Raw genomic sequence first — 20,876 nt, 5'->3', positions numbered from 1 at the left:
TTTCCCCCGTGCTGGGGATGACCACCTACCTGCAGCAGGCCCAGACCGGAGTCTGGGACGTCCACGCGAGCTTCCTGCCAGCGATCTACTTCCAGGGTGTCAACCTCGCCGGTGGCGTCGCGGTACTGCTGCCCCCGCAGCCGGTCGACTCCGGCGCGGCGGCCCGCGTTCTCGACGGACTCGACGGCTTGATCCTCACCGGCGGGAAGGACGTCGACCCCGCCCGCTACGGACAGACGCCCCGCCCCACCACCGACGAACCCGACCGCATCCGCGACGCGTGGGAGTTCGCTCTGCTCGACGAGGCGCTGCGGCGCGGTGTGCCGGTGCTCGGAATCTGCCGCGGCGCACAGATTCTCAACGTCGCGCTGGGCGGTACGCTGCACCAGCACCTGCCCGACGTGATCGGCCACACCCACCACCAGAAGGGCAACGCGGTGTTCGGCACCTCGGCGGTGTGGACCGAACCCGGCACCCGGCTGGCGGATCTGATCGGCGCGACCTCGGATGCGCAGTGTTACCACCACCAGGCGATCGACCGGGTCGGCGACGGCCTGATCGTCAGCGCCCGTGACGACGACGGGGTGATCGAGGCGGTCGAACTCGACCGCGAGCGGCATCCCGACCGGTGGGTGGTGGCGGTGCAGTGGCACCCAGAAGAGCGGCTCGACGATCTGCGGTTGTTCGCCGCGGTGGTGGCGGCCGCGAACCGATACGCGATGGAAAGGGTACGGACGTGACCTCCAGTGAGGTGATCAACCCGGCGACCGAGGAGGTGCTGCGGACCGTCGACCTGCTCGACGTCGGCGGCGTCGACGACGCGGTGGCGCGGGCGAAGTCGGCGCAGCGCACGTGGGCACGGCTCGCGCCGGCCGAACGCGCCGCCGCGCTGCGCTCGTTCGCCGCGGTGGTCGACGCGCACATCGACGAGCTGGCCGCACTGGAGGTCGCCAACTCCGGACACCCCATCGGCAGCGCCGAGTGGGAGGCCGGCCACGTCCGCGACGTCCTGCAGTTCTATTCGGCGAGCCCGGAACGGTTGTCCGGTAAGCAGATCCCGGTGGCGGGCGGTCTGGACGTCACGTTCAACGAGCCCCTCGGCGTGGTCGGCGTGATCACCCCGTGGAACTTCCCGATGACGATCGCGGCGTGGGGTTTCGCGCCCGCGCTCGCCGCGGGCAACGCGGTGGTGCTCAAACCCGCCGAGTGGACGCCGCTGACCTCCATCCGCCTCGGTGAACTCGCGGTGGAGGCGGGCCTGCCCGCCGATCTGTTCCAGGTGCTGCCCGGGCGGGGGTCGGTGGTCGGCGAGCGCTTCGTCACCCATCCCGACGTGCGCAAGATCGTGTTCACCGGGTCCACCGAAGTGGGCACCCGGGTGATGGCCGGTGCCGCCGCACAGGTCAAGCGGGTCACGCTGGAGTTGGGCGGTAAGAGCGCCAACATCGTCTTCGACGACTGCGATCTGGAGAAGGCCGCCGCCACCGCGCCCTACGGGGTCTTCGACAACGCCGGGCAGGACTGCTGTGCGCGCAGCCGGATCCTGGTGCAGCGCAACGTCTACGACCGGTTCATGGAACTGCTCGAACCCGCCGTCAAGGGCGTCAAGGTCGGCGACCCGGCGGCGCGCGACACCGAGATGGGCCCGCTGGTGAGCAAGAAGCACTGGCAGTCGGTGGCGTCCTACGTGTCCGACGACGCGCCCGTCGCCTTCCGCGGCACCGCACCCGAGGGCCGCGGCTACTGGTTCGCGCCGACGGTGCTCACCCCGCAGCGCACCGACCGCACCGTCACCGAGGAGATCTTCGGACCCGTGGTGACGGTCCTGCCGTTCGACGACGAGGCCGATGCCGTCGCGCTCGCCAACGACACCCCCTACGGACTGTCGGGCTCCATCTGGACCGAGAATCTGTCACGGGCGGTGCGGGTCTCCCGCGCACTGGAATCGGGGAACCTGTCGGTCAATTCGCATTCCTCGGTCCGGTACAACACCCCGTTCGGCGGGTTCAAACAGTCCGGACTGGGCCGCGAACTCGGGCCCGACGCCCCGTTGTCGTTCACCGAAACCAAGAACGTGTTCTTTGCCGTGCAGGAGGCACCCTGATGGATCTCACCCAACGACTCAAAGGCAAGGTCGCCGTCATCACCGGTGGCGCCAGCGGCATCGGACTCGCCACCGCCAAGCGCATGCGGGCCGAGGGCGCCACCATCGTCATCGGTGACATCGACCCGGCCACCGGTAAGACCGTCGCCGACGACCTCAACGGCACCTTCGTCCAGGTCGACGTGTCCGACCAGGTCGCCGTCGACGCGCTGTTCGACACCGCCGCCGAGGAACACGGTTCGGTGGACATCGCCTTCAACAACGCCGGCATCAGCCCGCCCGAAGACGATCTGATCGAGGTCACCGGGATCGACGCGTGGGACCGGGTGCAGGACATCAACCTGAAGTCGGTGTTCTTCTGCTGCAAGGCCGCGCTGCGCCACATGGTGCCCGCGCAGAAGGGGTCGATCATCAACACCGCGTCGTTCGTCGCTGTCAATGGGTCGGCGACCTCGCAGATCTCCTACACCGCCTCCAAGGGCGGCGTGCTCGCCATGTCCCGTGAACTCGGAATCCAGTACGCGCGACAGGGGATCCGGGTCAACGCGCTGTGCCCGGGCCCGGTGAACACCCCGCTGCTGCAGGAGTTGTTCGCCAAGGACCCCGAACGCGCGGCGCGGCGGTTGGTGCACGTGCCGATGGGGCGCTTCGCCGAACCGGCGGAGTTGGCCGCCGCGGTGGCGTTCCTGGCCAGCGACGACGCGTCGTTCATCACCGGCTCGACGTTCCTGGTCGACGGCGGTATCACCGGCCACTACGTCACGCCGCTGTAGGCCCGAGATGAGTCCCCAGCCGGAACCGTTGCCCGCCAGCGAGACGCTGCTGCGCCCGGTCCGGCTCGGGAACGCCTTCGAGGACACCGTCGGCCGGCTGCTCGAGACCATCCGGCTCGGTGTGCTCGCCCCCGGTGAATCCCTGCCTCCGGAGCGGGAACTCGCCGCGCGGCTCGGGGTCAGTCGGGACACCGTCCGAGAGGCCATCAAGTCGCTGGCCGAGGCCGGGTATCTGGTGTCGCGCCGCGGCCGCTACGGCGGCACCTTCCTCGCCGAGGAACTGCCCCGGCACACGCGGGCCGAACGCGGGCTGACCCGCGAGGAGATCGACGACGCCCTGCGGCTGCGGGAGATCCTCGAGGTCGGCGCCGCCCGGACGGCGGCGGGGCGCACGCTGACCTCGGCGCAGCGCGAGGACCTGTGGACCCGGTTGGCCGATGTCCGCGAAGCGGCCCCCGAGGACTACCGCAGGCTCGACTCCCGGCTGCACCTGGCGATCGCGGAGGCGGCGGGTTCGCCGTCGCTGGTGCCGCTGGTGGCCGAGAACCGGATGCGACTCAACGCGATGCTCGACCAGATCCCGCTGCTGACCCGCAACATCGCCCACTCCGACGATCAGCACCACGAGATCGTCATCGCCATCCTCGCCGGGGACGTCGATGCGGCGGAGCGGGCGATGCGGGCGCACGTCGCGGGTTCGGCCGCGCTGCTGCACGGCTTCCTCGACTAGCGTCGTGGATTAGATTGTCAGCAGTGGAGCAACCCGGTGATCACAGTCAGGTCGAGCGGGCGACCTCGGCGCTGGCCGATGTCGACACCTCGGGCTGGACGCAGCGCTTCGATCTGCTGTCCGATCCGCACCGGCTGGAGATCCTGCTCAGCCTGCACCGCGCGCCCGGCATCTGCGTCAGCGATCTCGCCGCGGCGCTCGGCCGCTCGGAGAACGCGGTGTCGCAGGCGCTGCGGGTGCTGCGCCAGCAGGGCTGGGTGAGCTCGACACGCGTGGGCCGGGCGGTCAGCTACCGCCTCGACGACGAGGTCGTGCACGACCTGCTGCACTGGATCGGCGCCCGGCACGGCTGAGCTCCTCTGAACATCTGTTCACCTGGACAGATGTGCGCAGCGGTCCTACGCTCGGGGAGTGAACGTCGACCACGTCGCCATGCACATGAGCGACGGTATCGTCAACGCGCCGACGTCGCTGCTATTCGGCGCGATAGCCGTTGCCGCGCTTGGATTTTGCGTCATCCGTGCGAGATCCGAACTCGACGAGCGCGCGGTACCCCTCGCCGGCCTCGTCGCGGCGTTCATCTTCGCCGTGCAGATGGTGAACTTCCCGATCCTGCCCGGCGTCAGCGGTCACCTGCTGGGTGGGGCGCTGGCCGCGATCCTCGTCGGCCCCTTCACCGGTGCCCTGTGCATCGCGCTCGTGTTGACGGTGCAGGCGCTGCTGTTCGCCGACGGTGGGATCACCGCTCTGGGCGCCAACATCACCAACATGGCGGTGATCGGCGTGGCCGCCGGTTACGGCACCGCGGTGCTGCTCTACGCGTTCGTCCGGCGCAGGGCCCGGGTGCCGGTGACGGCCGTCGGCGTCGTCGCATTCGTCGCCGCCCTGATCGGAACTCTCTGCGCAGCAATGGGTTTCGTGCTCGAATACAGCATCGGTGGCGCGGCGCCCGCGTCGCTGGGTGCGGTGCTGGCCTACATGGGCGGCACCCACGCTCTGATCGGGGTGGGGGAGGGCGTCATCACCGCCCTCACGGTGGTGGCCGTCGCACGCGTGCGCCCGGATCTGGTGTACCTGATGCGCAGCACGCGGGCCGAGGTGCCGGTATGACCAGGCTCTTCTGGATCGCCTGCGCCGCGGTCACCCTCGTCGTGGCCGGCGCACTGTCCTATGCCGCGAGCGCCAGCCCGGACGGACTGGACGCCACCACGCTGCGTGGCTGCGAGGTCGTCGAGACCGCCGAGGGCGAGTCGCTGACCGGGGACTGCATCGCCCGGCACGCCGACGAGCACGCGCTGGCCGATTCACCGCTGGCCGACTACACCGTGGGCGGCCGGTCCGGAACGAACGGCGTGGCGGGCGTGGTCGGTGTGGTCGTGACGGCCGCCGCCGGGTCGGCGCTGTTCTGGTTCATCGCCCGCGGCCGCCGCAGCAGGAGATAGCCGTGGGTGCGGGCGCGCATCCGCTCTACCGGCACGCAGACTCTGCCGTGCACCGGATGCCGGCCGAGACGAAGATCGTCTGCCTGGTGGCATTCGTGCTCGCCGTCGTCGCCGCGCCGCGGGAACTGGTGTGGCCGTATGTGGTTTTCGGCGTGATCGTCGTCGCGGTGTGGTGGGCCGCGCGCATCCCGCCGCGCTGGGCGCTGCCCCGCATGCTGATCGAGGCGCCGTTCGTGGTGCTTGCGGTGCTGCTTCCATTCGCCGAGGGCGGTGAGCGGATCGACGTTGCCGGCGTGTCGCTTTCGGTCACCGGGCTGCACGCCGCCTGGGGCATCGTCGCCAAGGGCACGCTCGGCGTCGCGGCCGCGCTGACCGTCGCCGCGACCACCCCGGCAGCCGAATTGCCCGCGGCCCTGAGCCGGTTGAGGGTCCCGGCCGTCATGACCTCGGTGCTCGTGCTGATGATCCGCTACGTCGACCTGCTGGTCGCCGAGGCGGGCCGCATGCGGATCGCCCGGATCTCACGCGGCGATTCGCCCCGCGCGCTGCACCAGGCCGGCGCCGTCGCCAAGGGCGTCGGTGCGCTGTTCCTGCGGTCCTACGAACGCGGTGAACGCGTCCATCTGGCGATGCTGTCGAGGGGTTTCGACGGTCGCGCACCGGATCTGGCCGCCGTCGGGGCGCCGCCGCGAGCGCGGACGGGGCAGTGGGCGGTGGCGCTGCTGCCCGCCGCGGCCGCCGTCGTGGTGGCGACGGCGGCGTGGGCGGTGCGGTGACCGCGCCGGCGGTGCGCATCGAACGACTGCGCCATGTCTATCCCGACGGCCACGTCGCGCTCGCCGGGGTGGACCTGACCATCGGTGTCGGCGAACGGGTCGCGGTGCTCGGGCCCAACGGGGCGGGCAAGACCACGCTCATGCTGCACCTCAACGGGGTACTCGAGGCGACCGCGGGCAGCGTGCGCATCGGCGGGACCACCGTGGGGCGCCGGACACTCGCCGACATCCGCAGACGCGTCGGCCTCGTGTTCCAGGACCCCGACGACCAACTGTTCATGCCCACCGTCGCCCAGGACGTGGCGTTCGGACCCGCCAACTTCGGTGTGCGCGGGGACGAACTGGCCGCGCGGGTGCGTCGCGCGCTGGCCACCGTCTCCCTCACCGCCGAGGCCGATCGCAGCCCTACCCATCTGTCGGCCGGACAGCGCAGGCGCGCCGCGCTGGCGACCGTGCTGGCGTGCGAACCCGAGATCCTGGTGCTCGACGAACCCTCGGCCAACCTCGACCCCGTCGCGCGCCGCGAACTCGCCGAGACCCTGCGGGCCATCCGGGCCACGATGGTCATCGTCACCCACGACCTGCCCTACGCCGCTCAGCTGTGTGAGCGGGCGGTGATCGTCGACGCCGGTGTGGTGGTGGCCGACGGCCCGATCGGGGAACTGCTCGCCGACGCGGCGCTCCTGGCGGCCCACCGTCTCGAGCTGCCGTGGGGTTTCGCGATGCCGCGGCCGTCGTGACAGCCGGTGCACGGTTTGCGTAACGCTGGGGCGGAAAATCGCGTCCGGAGCCGCCACTGCGTTACGCAAGTCGGAGAAGGCCGAAAACCTCAGTGCCGCCGTGCCGGTGGCCACGGCGGCTCACCGCAGAGGGCCAGCAGCGCGTTCTCCACCACCTCGGGCAGCGCGGGGTGAATCCAGTACTGGCCGCGCGCCATGTCCTGGGCGGGCAGCCCGAACGCCATGGCCTGGACGAGGGGCTGGATGATCGACGACGCCTGGTGGCCCATGATGTGCGCACCGAGCAGCAGCCCGGTGTCGTCATCGACGATGAGTTTCGCGAACGCCTCGGTGTCCTCCATCGCCCACCCGTAGGCCACGTCGCCGTAGTCCTGGACCTTGGTCCTGATCCGGTGGCCCCGTGCGCGCGCCTCGTTCTCGGTGAGCCCGACGCAGGCGATCTGCGGTTCGGTGAACACCGCCGACGGCACGTTGCTGTGGTTGGCCGGCATCAGCGCATCGGTGTCGTCCCAGTCGACGAGCAGATTGTTCTTGACCACCCGCGCTTCGTGATTCGCGACATGCTTGAGCTGATACGGCGAGCAGACGTCGCCCAATGCGAAGACGTTGCGCGCGGTGGTCCGCTGGTATTCGTCGACGCGCACCAGACCGTCCTCGACCGCCACGCCCGCCAGGTGCGCATCGAGGCGGTCCCCGTTGGGCACCCGGCCGGTGGCGACCAGTAGCACGTCCCCGTGCAGCGCGGACCCGTCGTCGAGGTTGAGGGTGACGCCCGACTCGTCGGTGGAGCCACCGATGATGTTGCGGCGGCTGCGGATCTCCCACTTCTTGCCTGCGATGTCGGTAAAGCGCTCGCAGACCGTGTCGTCGGCGTGGGCGAGCATGGCCGTGCCGCGGATGACGATCGTCACCCGCGAGCCCAGCGACGAGAAGATGTGGGCGAACTCCGCGGCGACATACCCACCGCCGGCGATGATGATGTGCTCGGGCAGTTCCGGCAACCGCATGATCGTGTCACTGGTGTGGTACTGCACGCCGCAGTCGGAGATCGCCGGCGGCACCGTCGCCCGCGACCCGGCGGCGATCACGACCTGGTCGGCGGTGAACTCGTCACCGTCCTCGGTGCGTAACCGGTACCGGCCGTCGCGCAGCACATCGGCGAAGCGGGTGTGGCTGGCGAACACCTCGACGTTGGGCGTGGCACGCCGGTAGTGCTCGCCGCCGGTGGCCAACGGGTCGATCCGGCCGAACACCCGCGACACGATGTCGCTCCAGCGGACCCCGTCGATCCGGGCGTCGATGCCGAAACGCGCTGAGTCCCCGACGTTCTGGGCGATGCCGGCCGAGTAGACGAACATCTTCGTCGGGATGCAGCCGACGTTGAGACAGGTGCCGCCGAAGACGCCCTGCTCGCAGACGGCGACCCGCTTGTCGACGTAGCGCTCGTCGAGAATCGTGTTGCCCGACCCCGTTCCGATGATCGCGATATCGAAGTGCGCCATACTTATAACCCCCGTCGCATGGTGTTCGAACCCTCACCCAGATACCAGTCCAGCCAGCGATCCAGTTCACCGTAGGCCGCCCGCCGTGGCTCGGCGAGTGAAAGGAACACGTCGTGTTTGGCGTCGGGGATCGGCGCGATGGTGCTGCGGTTGCCGACACAACCCGCCCATCGGGCGATGTGCGCGACGTCGAGCACCGCGTCACCCCGCTGCATCGCGTCCGGATCCGGTGCTTCCCGCACACTGTGGTCCGACCGCAGGATCAGGTTGGGCACACCGACGTCCAGTCCCCGGTGCAGCCGGGCGTGGCCGCGGCGCACGGCGTGAATCCAGCCCGCCGTCACCGGGAACCCGCCGACGGGCTTCCACTCGAGGTTGTAGTCGAACTCGCCCGCGAAGTCGCGGTGCAGGGTGGCGCCGTAGCCGCCGCCCGGGTTGGGCGCCCGCACGATCCGGCGTTTCCCGAACCGCGACACCGCCCCGAGGGCGGCCGAGGTGGCCGCCGAGCGCAGCACCGCCGACCCCTGCAGGTCGAACCAGGGGCTGTTGAGCACCAGGCCGCTGACCCCCAGCCGCGCGGTCATCCCGCGCCGCCGTAACCGGTCCAGCCACAACGACACGATCAGCCCGCCGGCGGAGTGTCCGATCACCAACACGGCGGCGCCGTCGGTCTCCTCCCCGATGATTCGCAGACCCTGCTCGAGCTCGCGGTCGTAGCGCGCCAGGTCCGTGGTGAAGTGCGGCGTCTGCCCGTCCCGGTGTGATCGACCGCATTTGTGCAGGTCCAGGGCGTAGAACGCGAACCCCCGGGCGGCCAGGTGATCGGCGAGTTCGGTATGGAAGAAGTAGTCGGTGAACCCGTGCACGAGCAACACGGCGTGCCGGGCCCCCGGCTGCGGGCCGCCCCGCCGCACGAGCGTCGCGACCAGGTCGCCCTCCCCGTCGGGATCGGGGCCGAGCCCGAGGGTGTGCCGCTGGTAATCCGGCAGGACGTCGGCTTCCCAGCTCAGCCCCCGTGCGCCCACGGATGTCACCTTAGGCGGTGCCGGGAACAGCGCAGGTGACAGCGGTGATCGAGGGCACAGTGGCCGCACGGTTGCCGCCCAGCCCAGCGGGATAACCTTGACGCAGGTAAACCCGTCCCACAGCCGCGACGAAAAGGACTGATTCCGTGTCCGATGCACAGGTAGCCAAGACCGACGTCGTGCTGGTCGGTGCCGGCATCATGAGCGCCACGCTGAGCGCCCTGATCAAGCTGCTCGAGCCCAACTGGTCGATCACCCTGATCGAGCGGCTCGACGGCGCGGCCGCCGAGAGCAGCGACCCCTGGAACAACGCCGGCACCGGGCACTCCGCGCTGTGCGAGCTCAACTACACCCCGGAGGGGCCCGGCGGGTCGATCGACATCACCAAAGCGGTGCACGTCAACGAGCAGTTCCAGGTGTCGCGACAGTTCTGGACGTACGCCGTGGAGAACGGCGTGCTGCCCGATGTGCGCAACTTCATCAACCCGATCCCGCACGTCAGCTTCGTCAGCGGTGCAAGGAACGTGGAGTACCTGCGCGCCCGTTACGACGCGTTGGTCCCCAACCCGCTGTTCGCGACGATGGAGTACATCGACGACCGCGACGAGTTCGCCCGGCGGCTGCCGTTCATGGCCGACAAACGCGATTTCCGCGAACCGGTCGCGCTGAACTGGTCCCAGGACGGCACCGACATCGATTTCGGCTCGCTGTCGCGGCAGCTGATCGGCTACACGGCCCAGCGGGGCATGACGACGCTGTTCGGTCACGAGGTCCGCGACCTGGACAAGCAGTCCGACGGCAGCTGGTCGGTCAAGGTGGTCAACCGCCGCACCGGCGCCAAGCGCAAGCTCAACGCGAAGTTCGTCTTCGTCGGCGCGGGCGGCGGCGCGCTGCCGCTGCTGCAGAAGGCCGGGATCGAGGAGGCCAAGGGCTTCGGCGGCTTCCCGGTGGGCGGGCAGTGGTTGCGCACCGGCAATCCCGAGCTCACCGCGCGCCACCAGGCCAAGGTGTACGGGATGCCGCCCCTGGGCGCGCCGCCGATGTCGGTGCCCCACCTCGACACGCGCGTCATCAACGGGAAGTCCTGGCTGCTGTTCGGTCCGTTCGCGGGCTGGTCGCCGAAGTTCCTCAAACAGGGCAAGGTCACCGATCTGCCGTTCTCGGTCAAGCCGAACAACCTGGCGTCGATGCTGGGTGTCGGGCTGACCGAGATGGGCCTGCTCAAGTACCTGATCGGCCAGCTGCTACTCAGCGAGGCCGACCGGGTGGAGACGCTGCGCAACTTCGCCCCCAGCGCACGGGACTCCGACTGGGAGCTCGACATCGCCGGTCAGCGGGTGCAGGTGATCCGCCGCAAGGGCAAGGGCGGCGTGCTGGAGTTCGGCACCACGGTCCTGGCCGCCAAGGACGGCAGCATCGCCGGCCTGCTCGGGGCGTCGCCGGGGGCGTCGACCGCCGTGCCCGCGATGCTCGATGTCATGGAGCGTTGCTTCGGCGACCGGTACACCGCCTGGCTGCCGAAGCTCAAGGAGATCGTGCCGTCGCTGGGCACCAAGCTCTCCGACGAGCCGAAGCTGTTCCAGGAGATCTGGGCGCACGGGACGAAGGTGCTCAAGCTGGACCACCCGGCCGCGGGGCTGCCGGTCGCCGGAACCGACACCGAACACCGTGAGCCCGCAACCACGGTGACCGCCTGACGTGGTGCGACGATGACGGTCGCGCTGCGCCGCAGCTGGGCCAAGGACCTCGATGCGGCAACGCTGTACGAACTGCTCAAGCTGCGGGTGGAGGTGTTCGTCGTCGAACAGGCCTGTCCGTACCCCGAACTCGACGGTCGCGACCTGCTCGCCGAGACCCGCCACTTCTGGCTGGAGGGTTCCGACGGCGAGGTGATCTCCACGCTGCGCCTGATGGAGGAACATCCCGGTGGGCAGAAGGGATTTCGCATCGGCCGGGTCTGCACCCGCAGGGACGCCCGCGGCCACGGCCACACCGCCCGGCTGATGCAGGCCGCACTCGCCGACGTCGGTGACCATCCGTGCCGCATCAACGCCCAGACGTATCTGCAGGAGATGTACGCCAGGCACGGATTCGTCCGTGCCGGTGACGAATTCGTCGAGGACGGCATCCCGCACGTGCCCATGCTGCGCCCGGGTTCCGGGACGGCCCACCAGTGACCGCGCCCGCCACGCCGACCTATCCGTTCAGCGCCATCGTCGGTCACGACCGGTTACTGCTGGCCCTTCTGCTGTGTGCGGTGCGGCCCGAGATCGGCGGCGTGCTGATCCGCGGCGAGAAGGGCACCGCGAAATCGACCGCCGTACGTGGGCTCGCGCAGATCCTGTCCCGCGTCGACGGCGGTGCGCTCGTCGAACTGCCGATCGGGGCCACCGAGGACCGCGTCGTCGGATCGCTGGACCTGCAGAAGGTGCTTCGCGACGGTGAGCACGCCTTCTCACCGGGCCTGCTCGCCCGCGCCCACGGCGGCGTGCTGTACGTCGACGAGGTCAACCTGTTGCACGACCACCTGGTCGACGTGCTCCTCGATGCGGCCGCGATGGGCCGTGTGCACATCGAACGGGACGGCATCTCGCACACCCACGAGTCTCGATTCGTGCTGATCGGCACGATGAATCCCGAAGAGGGCGAACTGCGTCCGCAGCTGCTCGACCGGTTCGGGCTGACCGTCGACGTCGCGGCGTCGCGTGACGTCGATGTCCGAGTCGAGGTGATCCGCGCGCGGATGGCGTTCGAGGCCGACCCGACCGGCTTCGCCGACCGGCACGCCGACCTGGATGCCGCACTGGCGCGGCGGGTCGCCGAAGCGCGCGCCCTGGTGCCGTCGGTTATGTTGCCGGACAACGAGTTACGACGGATTGCGGCGTTGTGCGCCGCGTTCGACGTGGACGGGATGCGGGCCGATCTGGTGGTCGCGCGCACCGCGGTGGCGCACGCCGCGTGGCGGGGGGAGCTCACCGTCGGCGAGGAGGACATCCGGGTGGCCGCCGAACTGGCGCTGCCGCACCGGCGCAGGCGCGACCCGTTCGACGACCCCGGACTGGACCCGCAGCGCCTCGACGAGGCGATGGAGCAGGCCGGTGAGTCCGCCGAGACTCCCGACGGGGACCCCGACCCCGAACCACCGCCGGACCCGCCGGGCGGGGGAGTGTCGGGCGAATCGCCGGAACCGTCACGGCCACAGGGTAATTCGTCGTCGGCGCAGACTCGCAGCAGCGGCGACCCGGCCGCGGTGTTCAAGACCAGGACGCTGGTGGTCCCCGGTGTCGGAGAGGGGGCACCCGGCCGTCGGTCGCGCGCGCGCAATCGCACCGGCACCGTCGTGGCGGCCACCGCCGACGCCGGGACCGGCCACGGTTTGCACGTCTTCGGCACGCTGCTGGCCGCCGCGGAGAACCAGCGGGTCCCGGGCCGGCCCCGGCCGGGCGTGCAGGACGTGCGCCGGTCCGTGCGCGAGGGCCAAGAGGGGAACCTGGTGGTCTTCGTCGTCGACGCCTCGGGTTCGATGGCGGCCCGCGACCGGATGGCCGCGGTCGGCGGCGCCACGCTGTCGCTGCTGCGCGACGCCTATCAGCGCCGGGACAAGGTCGCGGTGATCACGTTCCGCGGGCGGGAGGCCACGCTGCTGCTGCCACCCACGACGTCGGTGTACATCGCCAGCCGCCGGCTGTCGCGGTTCGACACCGGCGGCAAGACGCCGCTGGCCGAAGGTCTGCTCGCCGCCCGCGACGTCGTCGTCCGGGAGAAGGCCCGCGACCGCGCGCGCCGCTGTCTGGTCGTCGTGCTGACCGACGGGCGCGCCACCGGGGGACCGGATCCGCTCGGCCGCACCCGCGAGGCCGCCGCCCGCCTGGTGGCCGAAGGGGCCGCCGCCGTGGTCGTCGACTGCGAGACGTCGTTCGTGCGGCTGGGTCTGGCCGAGGAACTCGCCACGGCGCTGCGCGCGCCCGCCGTCCGCCTGGCGCACCTGCGGGCCGACGATCTCACCCGGCTGGTCACCCGGACCGACCGCACCGCCGCCTAACGGAGGAAGCCATGCCGCAGGGCCGTCCCGCGACCGTCCCCGACGACGGGCTGACCACCCGCGCCCGACGCAACGCACCGCTGCTGGCCGTGCACACCGGTCCCGGCAAGGGCAAGTCGACCGCCGCATTCGGCATGGCGCTGCGCGCGTGGAACCAGGGTTTCGACATCGCGGTGTTCCAGTTCGTCAAGAGTGCGAAGTGGAAGGTCGGTGAGGAGTCGGTGTTCCGTGAGCTCGGCCGGCTGCACGACGAGCACGGCACCGGCGGCGCCGTCGAATGGCACAAGATGGGGTCGGGCTGGTCGTGGTCGCGTAAACCGGGCAGCGACGACGACCATGCGGCCGCCGCCGCCGACGGCTGGGCCGAGATCGCCCGCCGCCTCGCCGAGGAGCGCCACGACTTCTATGTGCTCGACGAGTTCACCTATCCGCTGAAGTGGGGCTGGGTCGACGTCGACGAGGTGGTCGAGGTGCTGCGTTCCCGTCCGGGAAGGCAGCACGTCGTGATCACCGGGCGTGACGCGCCGCAGGCGCTGATCGACGCCGCCGACCTGGTCACCGAGATGACCAAGGTCAAACACCCGATGGATGCCGGTCGCAAAGGCCAGAAGGGCATCGAGTGGTGATACCCGCCGTCGTGGTGGCCGCACCCGCCTCGGGCAGCGGGAAGACCACGGTCGCAACGGGTTTGATGGGCGCGCTGCGGCGGGCCGGCCACGTGGTCGCACCGTTCAAGGTCGGCCCGGATTTCATCGACCCCGGCTATCACGCCCTTGCGGCCGGCCGCCCCGGCCGCAACCTCGACCCGGTCCTCGTCGGCGAACACCTGATCGGCGCGCTGTACGCGCATGGCACCGCGGGCGCCGACATCGCCGTCGTCGAGGGCGTCATGGGGCTGTTCGACGGGCGTATCGCCGATCAGATGTCCGGGCCCGCAACGGGTTCGACCGCGCATGTGGCGGCGCTGCTCGGCGCACCGGTCGTCCTGGTCGTCGACGCCCGCGGGCAGAGCCACAGCATCGCCGCCCTGCTGCACGGCTTCTCCACCTTCGACCCGCAGACCCGCATCGCCGGGGTCGTCCTCAACCGGGTCGGTTCCCCGCGCCACGAGGAGGTGCTGCGGCAGGCGTGTGAACACGCCGGGCTGCCCGTGTTCGGGTCGATCCCGCGGACCGAGGCGCTGAGCGTCCCGTCCCGCCACCTCGGCCTGGTCACCGCCGTCGAACACGGACGCGCGGCCCGCGATGCGATCACCGCGATGACCGACCTGATCGCCCGCCACGTCGACCTCGACGCCGTCGTCGCCCACGCGCGCGCCACCGTCACCGATGCGCCCTGGGACCCCGGCGTCCCCGACCCCGCCGCACCCGGTGTGACCGTCGCACTCGCCGCCGGGAAGGCCTTCACGTTCGGCTATCCCGAACACGGCGAACTGCTGCGGGCGGCCGGCGCCGAGGTCGTCGAATTCGACCCGATGACCGACGAGTTGCCCGCGGACACGTCGGCGCTGGTGATCCCCGGTGGGTTCCCCGAACAACACGCCGCCGACCTGTCCGCCAATGCCCCTGTGCGGCAACAGATCGCGCAGCTGGCAGCGCTGGGCGCACCGATCCACGCGGAGTGCGCGGGGCTGACCTACCTCGTCGACGACCTCGACGGCCGGCCCATGTGCGGGGTGTTGTCGGGTGCGGCGCGGTTCACCGAGCGCCTCACGCTGGGCTACCGGCAGGCCATCGCGATCACCGACTCACCGCTGCACCGCGCGGGGGAGCGGGTGACCGGACACGAGTTCCACCGCACCGCCGTGACATTCAGCCACCGGTACGAGGCGGCGTGGCACTTCGGCGGGGGGTCGACGGGCACCGTCGCCGACGGGGCGGTGCACCGCGGCGTGCACGCGGGCTATCTGCACACCCACCCGGCCGCGCACCCGGACGCGATCGCCCGCTTCGTCGCATCGGCGGCACGCTCTAAGCTCGCCGGGTGACCGATAACGCGTACCTCGTCGGCCTCCGTCTCGCAGGCAGGAAGGTCGTCATCGTCGGTGGCGGCACGGTCGCGCAGCGCCGGCTGCCGCTGCTGATCGCCAACGGCGCCGACGTCCATGTCATCGCCCGCGCCGCCACGCCCGCCGTCGAGGCTATGACCGGAATCACACTGACGCTGCGCGACTTCCGCGTCGGAGACCTCGACGGCGCCTGGTACGTGATCGCCGCCACCGACGATCCCGACGTCAACGCGGCCGTCGTCGCCGAAGCCGAACGCCGCCACGTCTTCTGTGTGCGCGCCGACGTCGCCCGCGAGGGCACCGCCGTCACTCCCGCATCCTTCGAATACGAGGGTCTGTCGGTCGGGGTCCTCGCCGGCGGTGAGCACCGCCGTTCGGCGGCCATCCGGTCGGCCATCCACGAGGCGCTCGCCGGCGGGCTGATCTCCGGCGACGACCCCGACACGGTGACCACCGGTGTCGCGCTGGTCGGCGGAGGCCCCGGCGACCCCGAACTCATCACGGTGCGGGGACGCCGGCTGCTCGCACAGGCCGACGTCGTCGTCGCCGACCGGTTGGCCCCGCAGGAACTGCTCGCCGAACTCCCGCCGCACGTCGAGGTGATCGACGCCGCCAAGATCCCGTACGGCCGGGCGATGGCGCAGGACGCCATCAACCAGGTGCTGATCGACCGCGCCTCGGCGGGCAAGTTCGTCGTCCGCCTCAAGGGCGGTGATCCGTTCGTCTTCGCGCGCGGTTACGAAGAGGTGCTCGCCTGCGTCGACGCCGGTATCCCGGTCACCGTGGTACCCGGTGTGACCAGCGCCATAGGCGTTCCCGCGCTGGCCGGCGTGCCGGTCACACATCGGCACGTGACGCATGAGTTCGTGGTGGTCAGCGGACACGTTGCGCCGGATCACCCCGAATCGTTAGTCAATTGGGATGCACTCGCCGCCCTCACCGGCACGATCGTTTTGCTGATGGCGGTCGAACGGATCGAACTGTTCACCAAGGTGCTGATCGAAGGCGGCCGACCTGCGGAAACGCCGGTGCTCGTCGTGCAGCACGGCACCACGACCGCGCAACGCACTTTGCGGGCGACGCTCGCCGACGCGCCGGAACGGATGAGTGCCGAAGGGATCCGACCTCCCGCGATCATCGTGATCGGCCCCGTCGCGGCCTTCGGCGGATAAAAGATTTCTAAGAGTACTGTAAGGTAACTCGTTATGACGGCTCTCAACGACGCAGAGCGCGCAGCCATGTTCCGCGACGCCGAAGGCCGGTCCAAGCGCGCGCAGACGACGGGTCAACCGATGGGCTCCGCACCGACGTCCGTCGGGCGCGCGAAGACATCGACCTGGTTACCGTCACGGCGCTTCTTCGCCGCGGTGATCGCCATCGCCGGCATGCAGTTGATGGCCACGATGGACGGCACCATCGCCATCGTCGCGCTCCCCAAGATCCAAAACGAGCTGATGCTGTCCGACGCGGGCCGCAGCTGGGTCATCACGGCCTACGTGCTGACCTTCGGCGGCCTGATGCTCCTCGGCGGCCGCCTCGGCGACACCATCGGCCGTAAGCGCACCTTCATCGTGGGCGTCGCGTTGTTCACCATCGCCTCGATCCTGTGCGGTATCGCCTGGGACGAGGTCACGCTGGTGATCGCCCGGCTGTTACAGGGCGTCGGTGCCGCAATCGCTTCGCCGACCGCATTGGCGCTCGTCGCCACCACCTTCCCGAAAGGCCCGGCCCGCAACGCGGCCACCGCGGTGTTCGCCGCGATGACCGGCGTCGGCTCGGTGATGGGCCTGGTCGTGGGTGGGGCGCTCACCGAGGTGTCGTGGCGGCTGGCGTTCCTGGTGAACGCACCCATCGGCCTGCTGATCGTCTACTTGGCGCACACCGCGCTCCGTGAGACGCACAAAGAGCGGCTCAAGCTCGACGCCACCGGCGCGCTGCTCGCGACGCTGGGTTGCACCGCCGCCGTGTTCGGCTTCTCGATGGGCCCGGAGAAGGGTTGGCTCTCGTCGGTCACCATCGCGTCGATCGCTGCCGCCGGCGTCTTCCTGCTCGCCTTCATCTTCGTCGAGCGCTCTGCGGAGAACCCCGTGGTGCCGTTCGTGCTCTTCAAGGACCGCAACCGGCTCGCCACGTTCGCCGCGGTGTTCTTGGCCGGTGGCGTGATGTTCACCCTCTCAGTGCTGATCGGCCTGTACGTGCAGGACATTCTCGGCTACAGCCCGCTGCGCGCCGGGATCGGCTTCATCCCGTTCGCCATCGCGATGGGTATCGGGTTGGCCGTCTCCTCGCAGCTGGTGCCGATTCTGCCGCCGCGGATCCTGGTGATCTCCGGGGGCGTGCTGGTGCTGGGCGCCATGATCTACGGCTCGACGCTCAACAGCGGCATCCCGTACTTCCCGAACCTGGTGATCCCGCTCGTGGTCGGCGGTATCGGAATCGGAATCATCTTCGTCGCGCTGATGCTGTCGGCCATCGCCGGTGTCGGATTCGACCAGATCGGCCCCGTGTCGGCGATCACGCTGATGCTGCAGAATCTCGGCGGCCCGGTCGTGCTGGCGGTCATCCAGGCGGTGATCACCTCCCGCACGCTGTACCTCGGCGGCACCACCGGACCGGTCAAGAACATGGACGGCACCCAGATCGCCGCGCTGGACGCCGGTTACACCTACGGGCTGCTGTGGGTGGCCGCGGTGGCGGTCCTCGTGGGTGGTGCGGCACTGCTGATCGGCTACACCTCCCAGCAGGTCGCGCACGCCCAGGAGGTCAAGGACGCGCTCGACGCCGGTGAGCTCTGACCGACGAGGTCGGTGACCTGACCGACGGCTAAGGTGGTCCGCTGTGATCACCCGCATGTCAGAGCTGTTCCTGCGCACCCTGCGTGACGATCCCGCCGACGCGGAGGTGCCCAGCCACAAGCTGCTCATCCGGGCCGGCTACGTCCGCTTCGTCGGCCCCGGCCTCTACACCTGGCTGCCGCTCGGGCTGCGCGTGTTCCGCAAGATCGAGCAGATCGTCCGTGACGAGATGACCGCGATCGGCGGCCAGGAGATCCTGTTCCCCGCGTTGCTGCCGCGCGCCCCGTACGAGACCACCAACCGGTGGACCGAATACGGCGACACGCTGTTCCGGCTCAAGGACCGTCGCGACAACGACTACCTGCTGGGGCCCACCCACGAGGAACTCTTCACGCTCACGGTGAAGGGGGAGTACAGCTCCTACAAGGACTTCCCGCTGATCCTGTTCCAGATCCAGACCAAGTACCGGGACGAGGCCCGGCCCCGCGCCGGCATCCTGCGCGGCCGCGAGTTCGTCATGAAGGACTCCTATTCGTTCGACGTCGACGACGACGGCCTCAAGACCGCCTACCACCTGCACCGCGAGGCCTATCAGCGGATCTTCGCCCGCCTCGGCGTGCAGTACGTGATCGTCTCCGCGGTGTCGGGGGCCATGGGCGGCAGCGCATCCGAGGAGTTCCTGGCCGAGAGCGAGGTCGGCGAGGACACGTTCGTCCGCTGCCCGCAGTCCGGCTACGCCGCCAACGTCGAGGCGGTGCTGACCCGGGTGCCCGAACCCCTGCCGATCGAGGGGCAGCCGGAGGCGGTGGTGTACGACACCCCGGACGCCCCGACGATCGCGACGCTGGTCGACTGGGCCAACGGCGCCGACCTGCCGAACTTCGCCGGTCGTGCGGTCACCGCCGCCGACACGTTGAAGAACGTCCTGGTGAAGGTCCGCGAACCGGGTGGTGAGTGGGAACTGCTGGCCGTCGGGGTGCCCGGCGACCGGGAGGTCGACGACAAACGGCTGGGCGCGGCGCTCGAACCGGCCGAGTACGCGCTGCTCGACGAGGCCGACTTCGCCAGGCACCCGTTCCTGGTCAAGGGTTACGTGGGTCCGAAAGCGTTGCTGGACAACGGCGTTCGTTACCTCGTCGACCCGCGGGTGGTGGACGGTACGGCGTGGATCACCGGCGCCGACGCGCCCAACAAGCACGTCGTCGGGCTGGTCGCGGGCCGCGACTTCGTCGCCGACGGGACGATCGAGGCCGCCGAGGTGCGCGACGGCGACCCGTCACCGGACGGCGCGGGCCCGCTGGTCAGTGCGCGCGGCATCGAGATCGGCCACATCTTCCAGCTGGGCCGCAAGTACACCGAGGCGTTCAGCGCCGACGTCCTCGGCGAGGACGGTAAGCCGGTGCGGTTGACCATGGGGTCCTACGGCATCGGGGTGTCGCGGCTGGTGGCCGTGATCGCCGAACAGCAGCACGACGAGCTGGGCCTGCGGTGGCCCGCCGCGGTCGCCCCGTTCGACGTCCACGTCGTGATCGCGAACAAGGACGACGGCGCCCGCACCGGCGCGACCGAACTGGCCGGCGAACTGGACCGGCTCGGACTCGAGGTGCTGCTCGACGACCGCAAATCGTCTCCGGGCGTGAAGTTCAAGGACGCCGAACTGCTCGGCGTGCCGTGGATCGTCGTGGTCGGCCGCGGCTGGGGCGACGGCGTGGTCGAGTTGCGTGACCGGTTCAGCGGCGAGAAGCGGGAGATCGGTGTGGACGACGCGGCGACGGAGATCCTCGCCACCGTGCGGTAGCACAAATGATGCCCCGGTGCGGTAGCACAAATGATGCCCCGGTGCGGTAGCGCTACTCGTTGCCGCCGGGGAAGGCGACGGTGACCGGATCGGTGCCCGCGATCTGCGTCCAGCGCGCCGCCGCGACCGCGGACTCGGTCAGGGCCGTGAGCCCGAACGTCCGGTCCTCGGTGCCGGTGGCCTGTTCGACGACCGCCCGCCACGCGGCGGCGCCGTCCTCCTCCATCCGGACCGCGAGTTTGGCGGCGTCCCTGGGATCGTCGACCCGCATCGGCACCTGGTAGCCGGCCGCGGGCAGCGGCGCTGCCACCTGCCGCTGCTCCAGCAGCGCGATCGCGGCCTCCCGGCGTTCCCGGTGCTCGGCGATCGACGCCGACACCAGCCAGTTCACCTCCGGCGTGGAATGCGCCGACACCAGGCCGTACCCGTAGATGGCCGCGTGTTCGGTGGCGATCGCGTCGTAGAGCGCCCCGTCCGCGCTGTCGGCCGGGCGTGCCGGGGGGGTCGGCTCGACAGAGGTCACGGCGTGTCCTTCGCCGGTGGCGCGAGTGCGACCCGCCACGCCGCGGTGCAGGAAGCGGCGATCGATCCGAGCAGACCGGCGCGATACCCCGACATCTGCGCCGCGAGGCCGGTGGCGCTCTCGGCGGACTGCCGCAACGCGCCGATGACCTCGCGAACCGTGGCCGGTGTGGCCGGGGCGGCCGTGCTCGTCGGCGCGGTGGCGGTCGGGGCTTCGGTGCCGACCAGCCTGACGAGCTCGTCGGCCAGCGCCTGGGCGTGGGCGTCGCGTTCGGCGGCGATCGTGGTCAGCGTCTGTTTCATGGGCTGGCGTGCGGTCGCGGCGGCGTCGGTGGCCAGCCGGCTGTCGGCGCGGGCCCGGTCCAGCTGCGCGGTCAGTTCGTCGACCTCGGGCGGCGGCGGTGCGGAGCCGCACGCCGCGACGGACACACCGACCACCGCCAGCGTCGCGGCGCTCATGAGCAGACCACGCCTGCTGATGACGGCGGGGACAGGGGCGCTCGGCACGAGGGACATCCTGCCAGCCGGGACCGCGATGGCCGTGACAGCGGTGCCGCGTCGGGCGCTGCGGCGTTCGCTGTCTGCCCTGGCGGCCCTGGCGTATCGTGAGTAGTCGATT

At 70.4% G+C, this 20,876-nt stretch carries 21 protein-coding genes; 17 read left to right on the top strand and 4 right to left on the bottom strand.

Annotated features, from left to right (window positions below; all coding sequences use genetic code 11):
* The first annotated feature begins 17 nt into the window (after positions 1 to 17).
* Genes G6N49_RS13060 through G6N49_RS13020 form a run of 9 tightly spaced genes read left to right on the top strand, consistent with a single transcriptional unit; the run spans position 18 to position 6,565 of the window.
* The gene (locus G6N49_RS13060) at positions 18 to 740 is read left to right on the top strand and encodes a gamma-glutamyl-gamma-aminobutyrate hydrolase family protein (protein ID WP_011768191.1); all 723 of its coding nucleotides are present in this window, start codon (positions 18 to 20) and stop codon (positions 738 to 740) included.
* Positions 737 to 2,104 carry an aldehyde dehydrogenase family protein gene (locus tag G6N49_RS13055; RefSeq protein WP_011559457.1) on the top strand — a complete coding sequence of 456 codons (1,368 nt, stop codon included), beginning with the start codon at positions 737 to 739 and terminating at the stop codon, positions 2,102 to 2,104. Before G6N49_RS13060 ends, G6N49_RS13055 begins: the two co-directional genes overlap by 4 nt.
* Positions 2,101 to 2,877 carry a 3-oxoacyl-ACP reductase gene (locus G6N49_RS13050; protein ID WP_179967838.1) on the top strand — a complete coding sequence of 259 codons (777 nt, stop codon included), beginning with the start codon at positions 2,101 to 2,103 and terminating at the stop codon, positions 2,875 to 2,877. Before G6N49_RS13055 ends, G6N49_RS13050 begins: the two co-directional genes overlap by 4 nt.
* A gap of 7 nt (positions 2,878 to 2,884) precedes the next feature.
* Positions 2,885 to 3,607: a FadR/GntR family transcriptional regulator gene (locus G6N49_RS13045; RefSeq protein WP_011559459.1), complete on the top strand. Its 723-nt coding sequence runs from the start codon at positions 2,885 to 2,887 to the stop codon at positions 3,605 to 3,607.
* A gap of 14 nt (positions 3,608 to 3,621) precedes the next feature.
* A complete protein-coding gene (locus tag G6N49_RS13040) occupies positions 3,622 to 3,960 on the top strand; it encodes an ArsR/SmtB family transcription factor (RefSeq protein WP_011559460.1) in 339 nt (112 codons plus the stop codon).
* 58 nt (positions 3,961 to 4,018) lie between these two features.
* Positions 4,019 to 4,717, top strand: a complete 699-nt coding sequence (locus G6N49_RS13035) for an energy-coupling factor ABC transporter permease (protein ID WP_011559461.1) — start codon at positions 4,019 to 4,021, stop codon at positions 4,715 to 4,717.
* Positions 4,714 to 5,049, top strand: a complete 336-nt coding sequence (locus tag G6N49_RS13030) for a PDGLE domain-containing protein (protein ID WP_011559462.1) — start codon at positions 4,714 to 4,716, stop codon at positions 5,047 to 5,049. Before G6N49_RS13035 ends, G6N49_RS13030 begins: the two co-directional genes overlap by 4 nt.
* Positions 5,050 to 5,051: 2 nt before the next feature.
* Complete coding sequence (gene cbiQ / locus G6N49_RS13025; RefSeq protein ID WP_011559463.1) at positions 5,052 to 5,825, top strand: cobalt ECF transporter T component CbiQ; 774 nt, start codon at positions 5,052 to 5,054, stop codon at positions 5,823 to 5,825.
* Positions 5,822 to 6,565, top strand: a complete 744-nt coding sequence (locus G6N49_RS13020; protein WP_011559464.1) for an energy-coupling factor ABC transporter ATP-binding protein — start codon at positions 5,822 to 5,824, stop codon at positions 6,563 to 6,565. The genes cbiQ and G6N49_RS13020 overlap by 4 nt, the downstream gene beginning before the upstream one ends.
* 89 nt (positions 6,566 to 6,654) lie before the next feature.
* Here G6N49_RS13020 and mtr read toward each other — a convergent pair whose 3' ends face one another.
* Both mtr and G6N49_RS13010 read right to left on the bottom strand, forming a co-directional pair.
* Positions 6,655 to 8,067 (bottom strand): mycothione reductase, encoded by a 1,413-nt coding sequence (gene mtr, locus G6N49_RS13015; protein WP_011559465.1) that lies wholly within the window; start codon positions 8,065 to 8,067, stop codon positions 6,655 to 6,657.
* 2 nt (positions 8,068 to 8,069) lie between these two features.
* Positions 8,070 to 9,092, bottom strand: a complete 1,023-nt coding sequence (locus G6N49_RS13010) for an alpha/beta hydrolase (protein ID WP_011559466.1) — start codon at positions 9,090 to 9,092, stop codon at positions 8,070 to 8,072.
* Positions 9,093 to 9,292: 200 nt separating this feature from the next.
* On the opposite strand from G6N49_RS13010, the gene mqo reads away from it, so the two are divergent.
* The 8 genes from mqo to G6N49_RS12970 all read left to right on the top strand — a co-directional run bounded on the left by mqo (position 9,293) and on the right by G6N49_RS12970 (position 19,735).
* Positions 9,293 to 10,789: a malate dehydrogenase (quinone) gene (gene mqo, locus G6N49_RS13005; protein WP_234786823.1), complete on the top strand. Its 1,497-nt coding sequence runs from the start codon at positions 9,293 to 9,295 to the stop codon at positions 10,787 to 10,789.
* Positions 10,790 to 10,801: 12 nt separating this feature from the next.
* Positions 10,802 to 11,269, top strand: coding sequence for a GNAT family N-acetyltransferase (locus G6N49_RS13000; RefSeq protein WP_011559468.1), 468 nt, complete (start codon positions 10,802 to 10,804; stop codon positions 11,267 to 11,269).
* Positions 11,266 to 13,134, top strand: a complete 1,869-nt coding sequence (locus tag G6N49_RS12995) for a magnesium chelatase subunit D family protein (RefSeq protein WP_011559469.1) — start codon at positions 11,266 to 11,268, stop codon at positions 13,132 to 13,134. The genes G6N49_RS13000 and G6N49_RS12995 overlap by 4 nt, the downstream gene beginning before the upstream one ends.
* 11 nt (positions 13,135 to 13,145) lie before the next feature.
* The gene (cobO, locus tag G6N49_RS12990) at positions 13,146 to 13,760 is read left to right on the top strand and encodes a cob(I)yrinic acid a,c-diamide adenosyltransferase (RefSeq protein WP_011559470.1); all 615 of its coding nucleotides are present in this window, start codon (positions 13,146 to 13,148) and stop codon (positions 13,758 to 13,760) included.
* Positions 13,754 to 15,121: a cobyrinic acid a,c-diamide synthase CobB gene (locus G6N49_RS12985; RefSeq protein WP_011768192.1), complete on the top strand. Its 1,368-nt coding sequence runs from the start codon at positions 13,754 to 13,756 to the stop codon at positions 15,119 to 15,121. Before cobO ends, G6N49_RS12985 begins: the two co-directional genes overlap by 7 nt.
* A complete protein-coding gene (gene cobA, locus G6N49_RS12980; protein ID WP_064873117.1) occupies positions 15,118 to 16,314 on the top strand; it encodes a uroporphyrinogen-III C-methyltransferase in 1,197 nt (398 codons plus the stop codon). The genes G6N49_RS12985 and cobA overlap by 4 nt, the downstream gene beginning before the upstream one ends.
* Before the next feature lie 120 nt (positions 16,315 to 16,434).
* Entirely contained in the window at positions 16,435 to 17,937 is a 1,503-nt protein-coding gene (locus G6N49_RS12975) for an MFS transporter (RefSeq protein ID WP_234789239.1), read from the top strand.
* 43 nt (positions 17,938 to 17,980) lie between these two features.
* The gene (locus tag G6N49_RS12970) at positions 17,981 to 19,735 is read left to right on the top strand and encodes a proline--tRNA ligase (protein ID WP_064873113.1); all 1,755 of its coding nucleotides are present in this window, start codon (positions 17,981 to 17,983) and stop codon (positions 19,733 to 19,735) included.
* Between the two features lie 52 nt (positions 19,736 to 19,787).
* On the opposite strand, the gene G6N49_RS12965 is transcribed toward G6N49_RS12970, so the two are convergent.
* Positions 19,788 to 20,258, bottom strand: coding sequence for a ferritin-like domain-containing protein (locus G6N49_RS12965; RefSeq protein WP_011559475.1), 471 nt, complete (start codon positions 20,256 to 20,258; stop codon positions 19,788 to 19,790).
* Complete coding sequence (locus tag G6N49_RS12960; protein WP_011559476.1) at positions 20,255 to 20,764, bottom strand: Tat pathway signal protein; 510 nt, start codon at positions 20,762 to 20,764, stop codon at positions 20,255 to 20,257. Before G6N49_RS12960 ends, G6N49_RS12965 begins: the two co-directional genes overlap by 4 nt.
* Positions 20,765 to 20,876 lie beyond the last annotated feature (112 nt).

The organism is Mycolicibacterium monacense (genome assembly GCF_010731575.1).
GTDB lineage: Bacteria > Actinomycetota > Actinomycetes > Mycobacteriales > Mycobacteriaceae > Mycobacterium > Mycobacterium monacense.
This window is presented reverse-complemented; position numbering and strand designations above follow the sequence as displayed.

Bases quoted from the DNA above. Each gene is read 5' to 3' on its own strand.
- G6N49_RS13060 (WP_011768191.1), top strand. From the start codon at position 18: ATGACCACCTACCTGCAGCAGGCCCAGACCGGAGTCTGGGACGTCCAC.
- cobO (WP_011559470.1), top strand. From the start codon at position 13,146: ATGCCGCAGGGCCGTCCCGCGACCGTCCCCGACGACGGGCTGACCACC.
- mtr (WP_011559465.1), bottom strand. From the start codon at position 8,067: ATGGCGCACTTCGATATCGCGATCATCGGAACGGGGTCGGGCAACACG.
- G6N49_RS13045 (WP_011559459.1), top strand. From the start codon at position 2,885: ATGAGTCCCCAGCCGGAACCGTTGCCCGCCAGCGAGACGCTGCTGCGC.
- G6N49_RS13000 (WP_011559468.1), top strand. From the start codon at position 10,802: ATGACGGTCGCGCTGCGCCGCAGCTGGGCCAAGGACCTCGATGCGGCA.
- G6N49_RS12975 (WP_234789239.1), top strand. From the start codon at position 16,435: ATGGGCTCCGCACCGACGTCCGTCGGGCGCGCGAAGACATCGACCTGG.
- G6N49_RS13030 (WP_011559462.1), top strand. From the start codon at position 4,714: ATGACCAGGCTCTTCTGGATCGCCTGCGCCGCGGTCACCCTCGTCGTG.
- mqo (WP_234786823.1), top strand. From the start codon at position 9,293: ATGAGCGCCACGCTGAGCGCCCTGATCAAGCTGCTCGAGCCCAACTGG.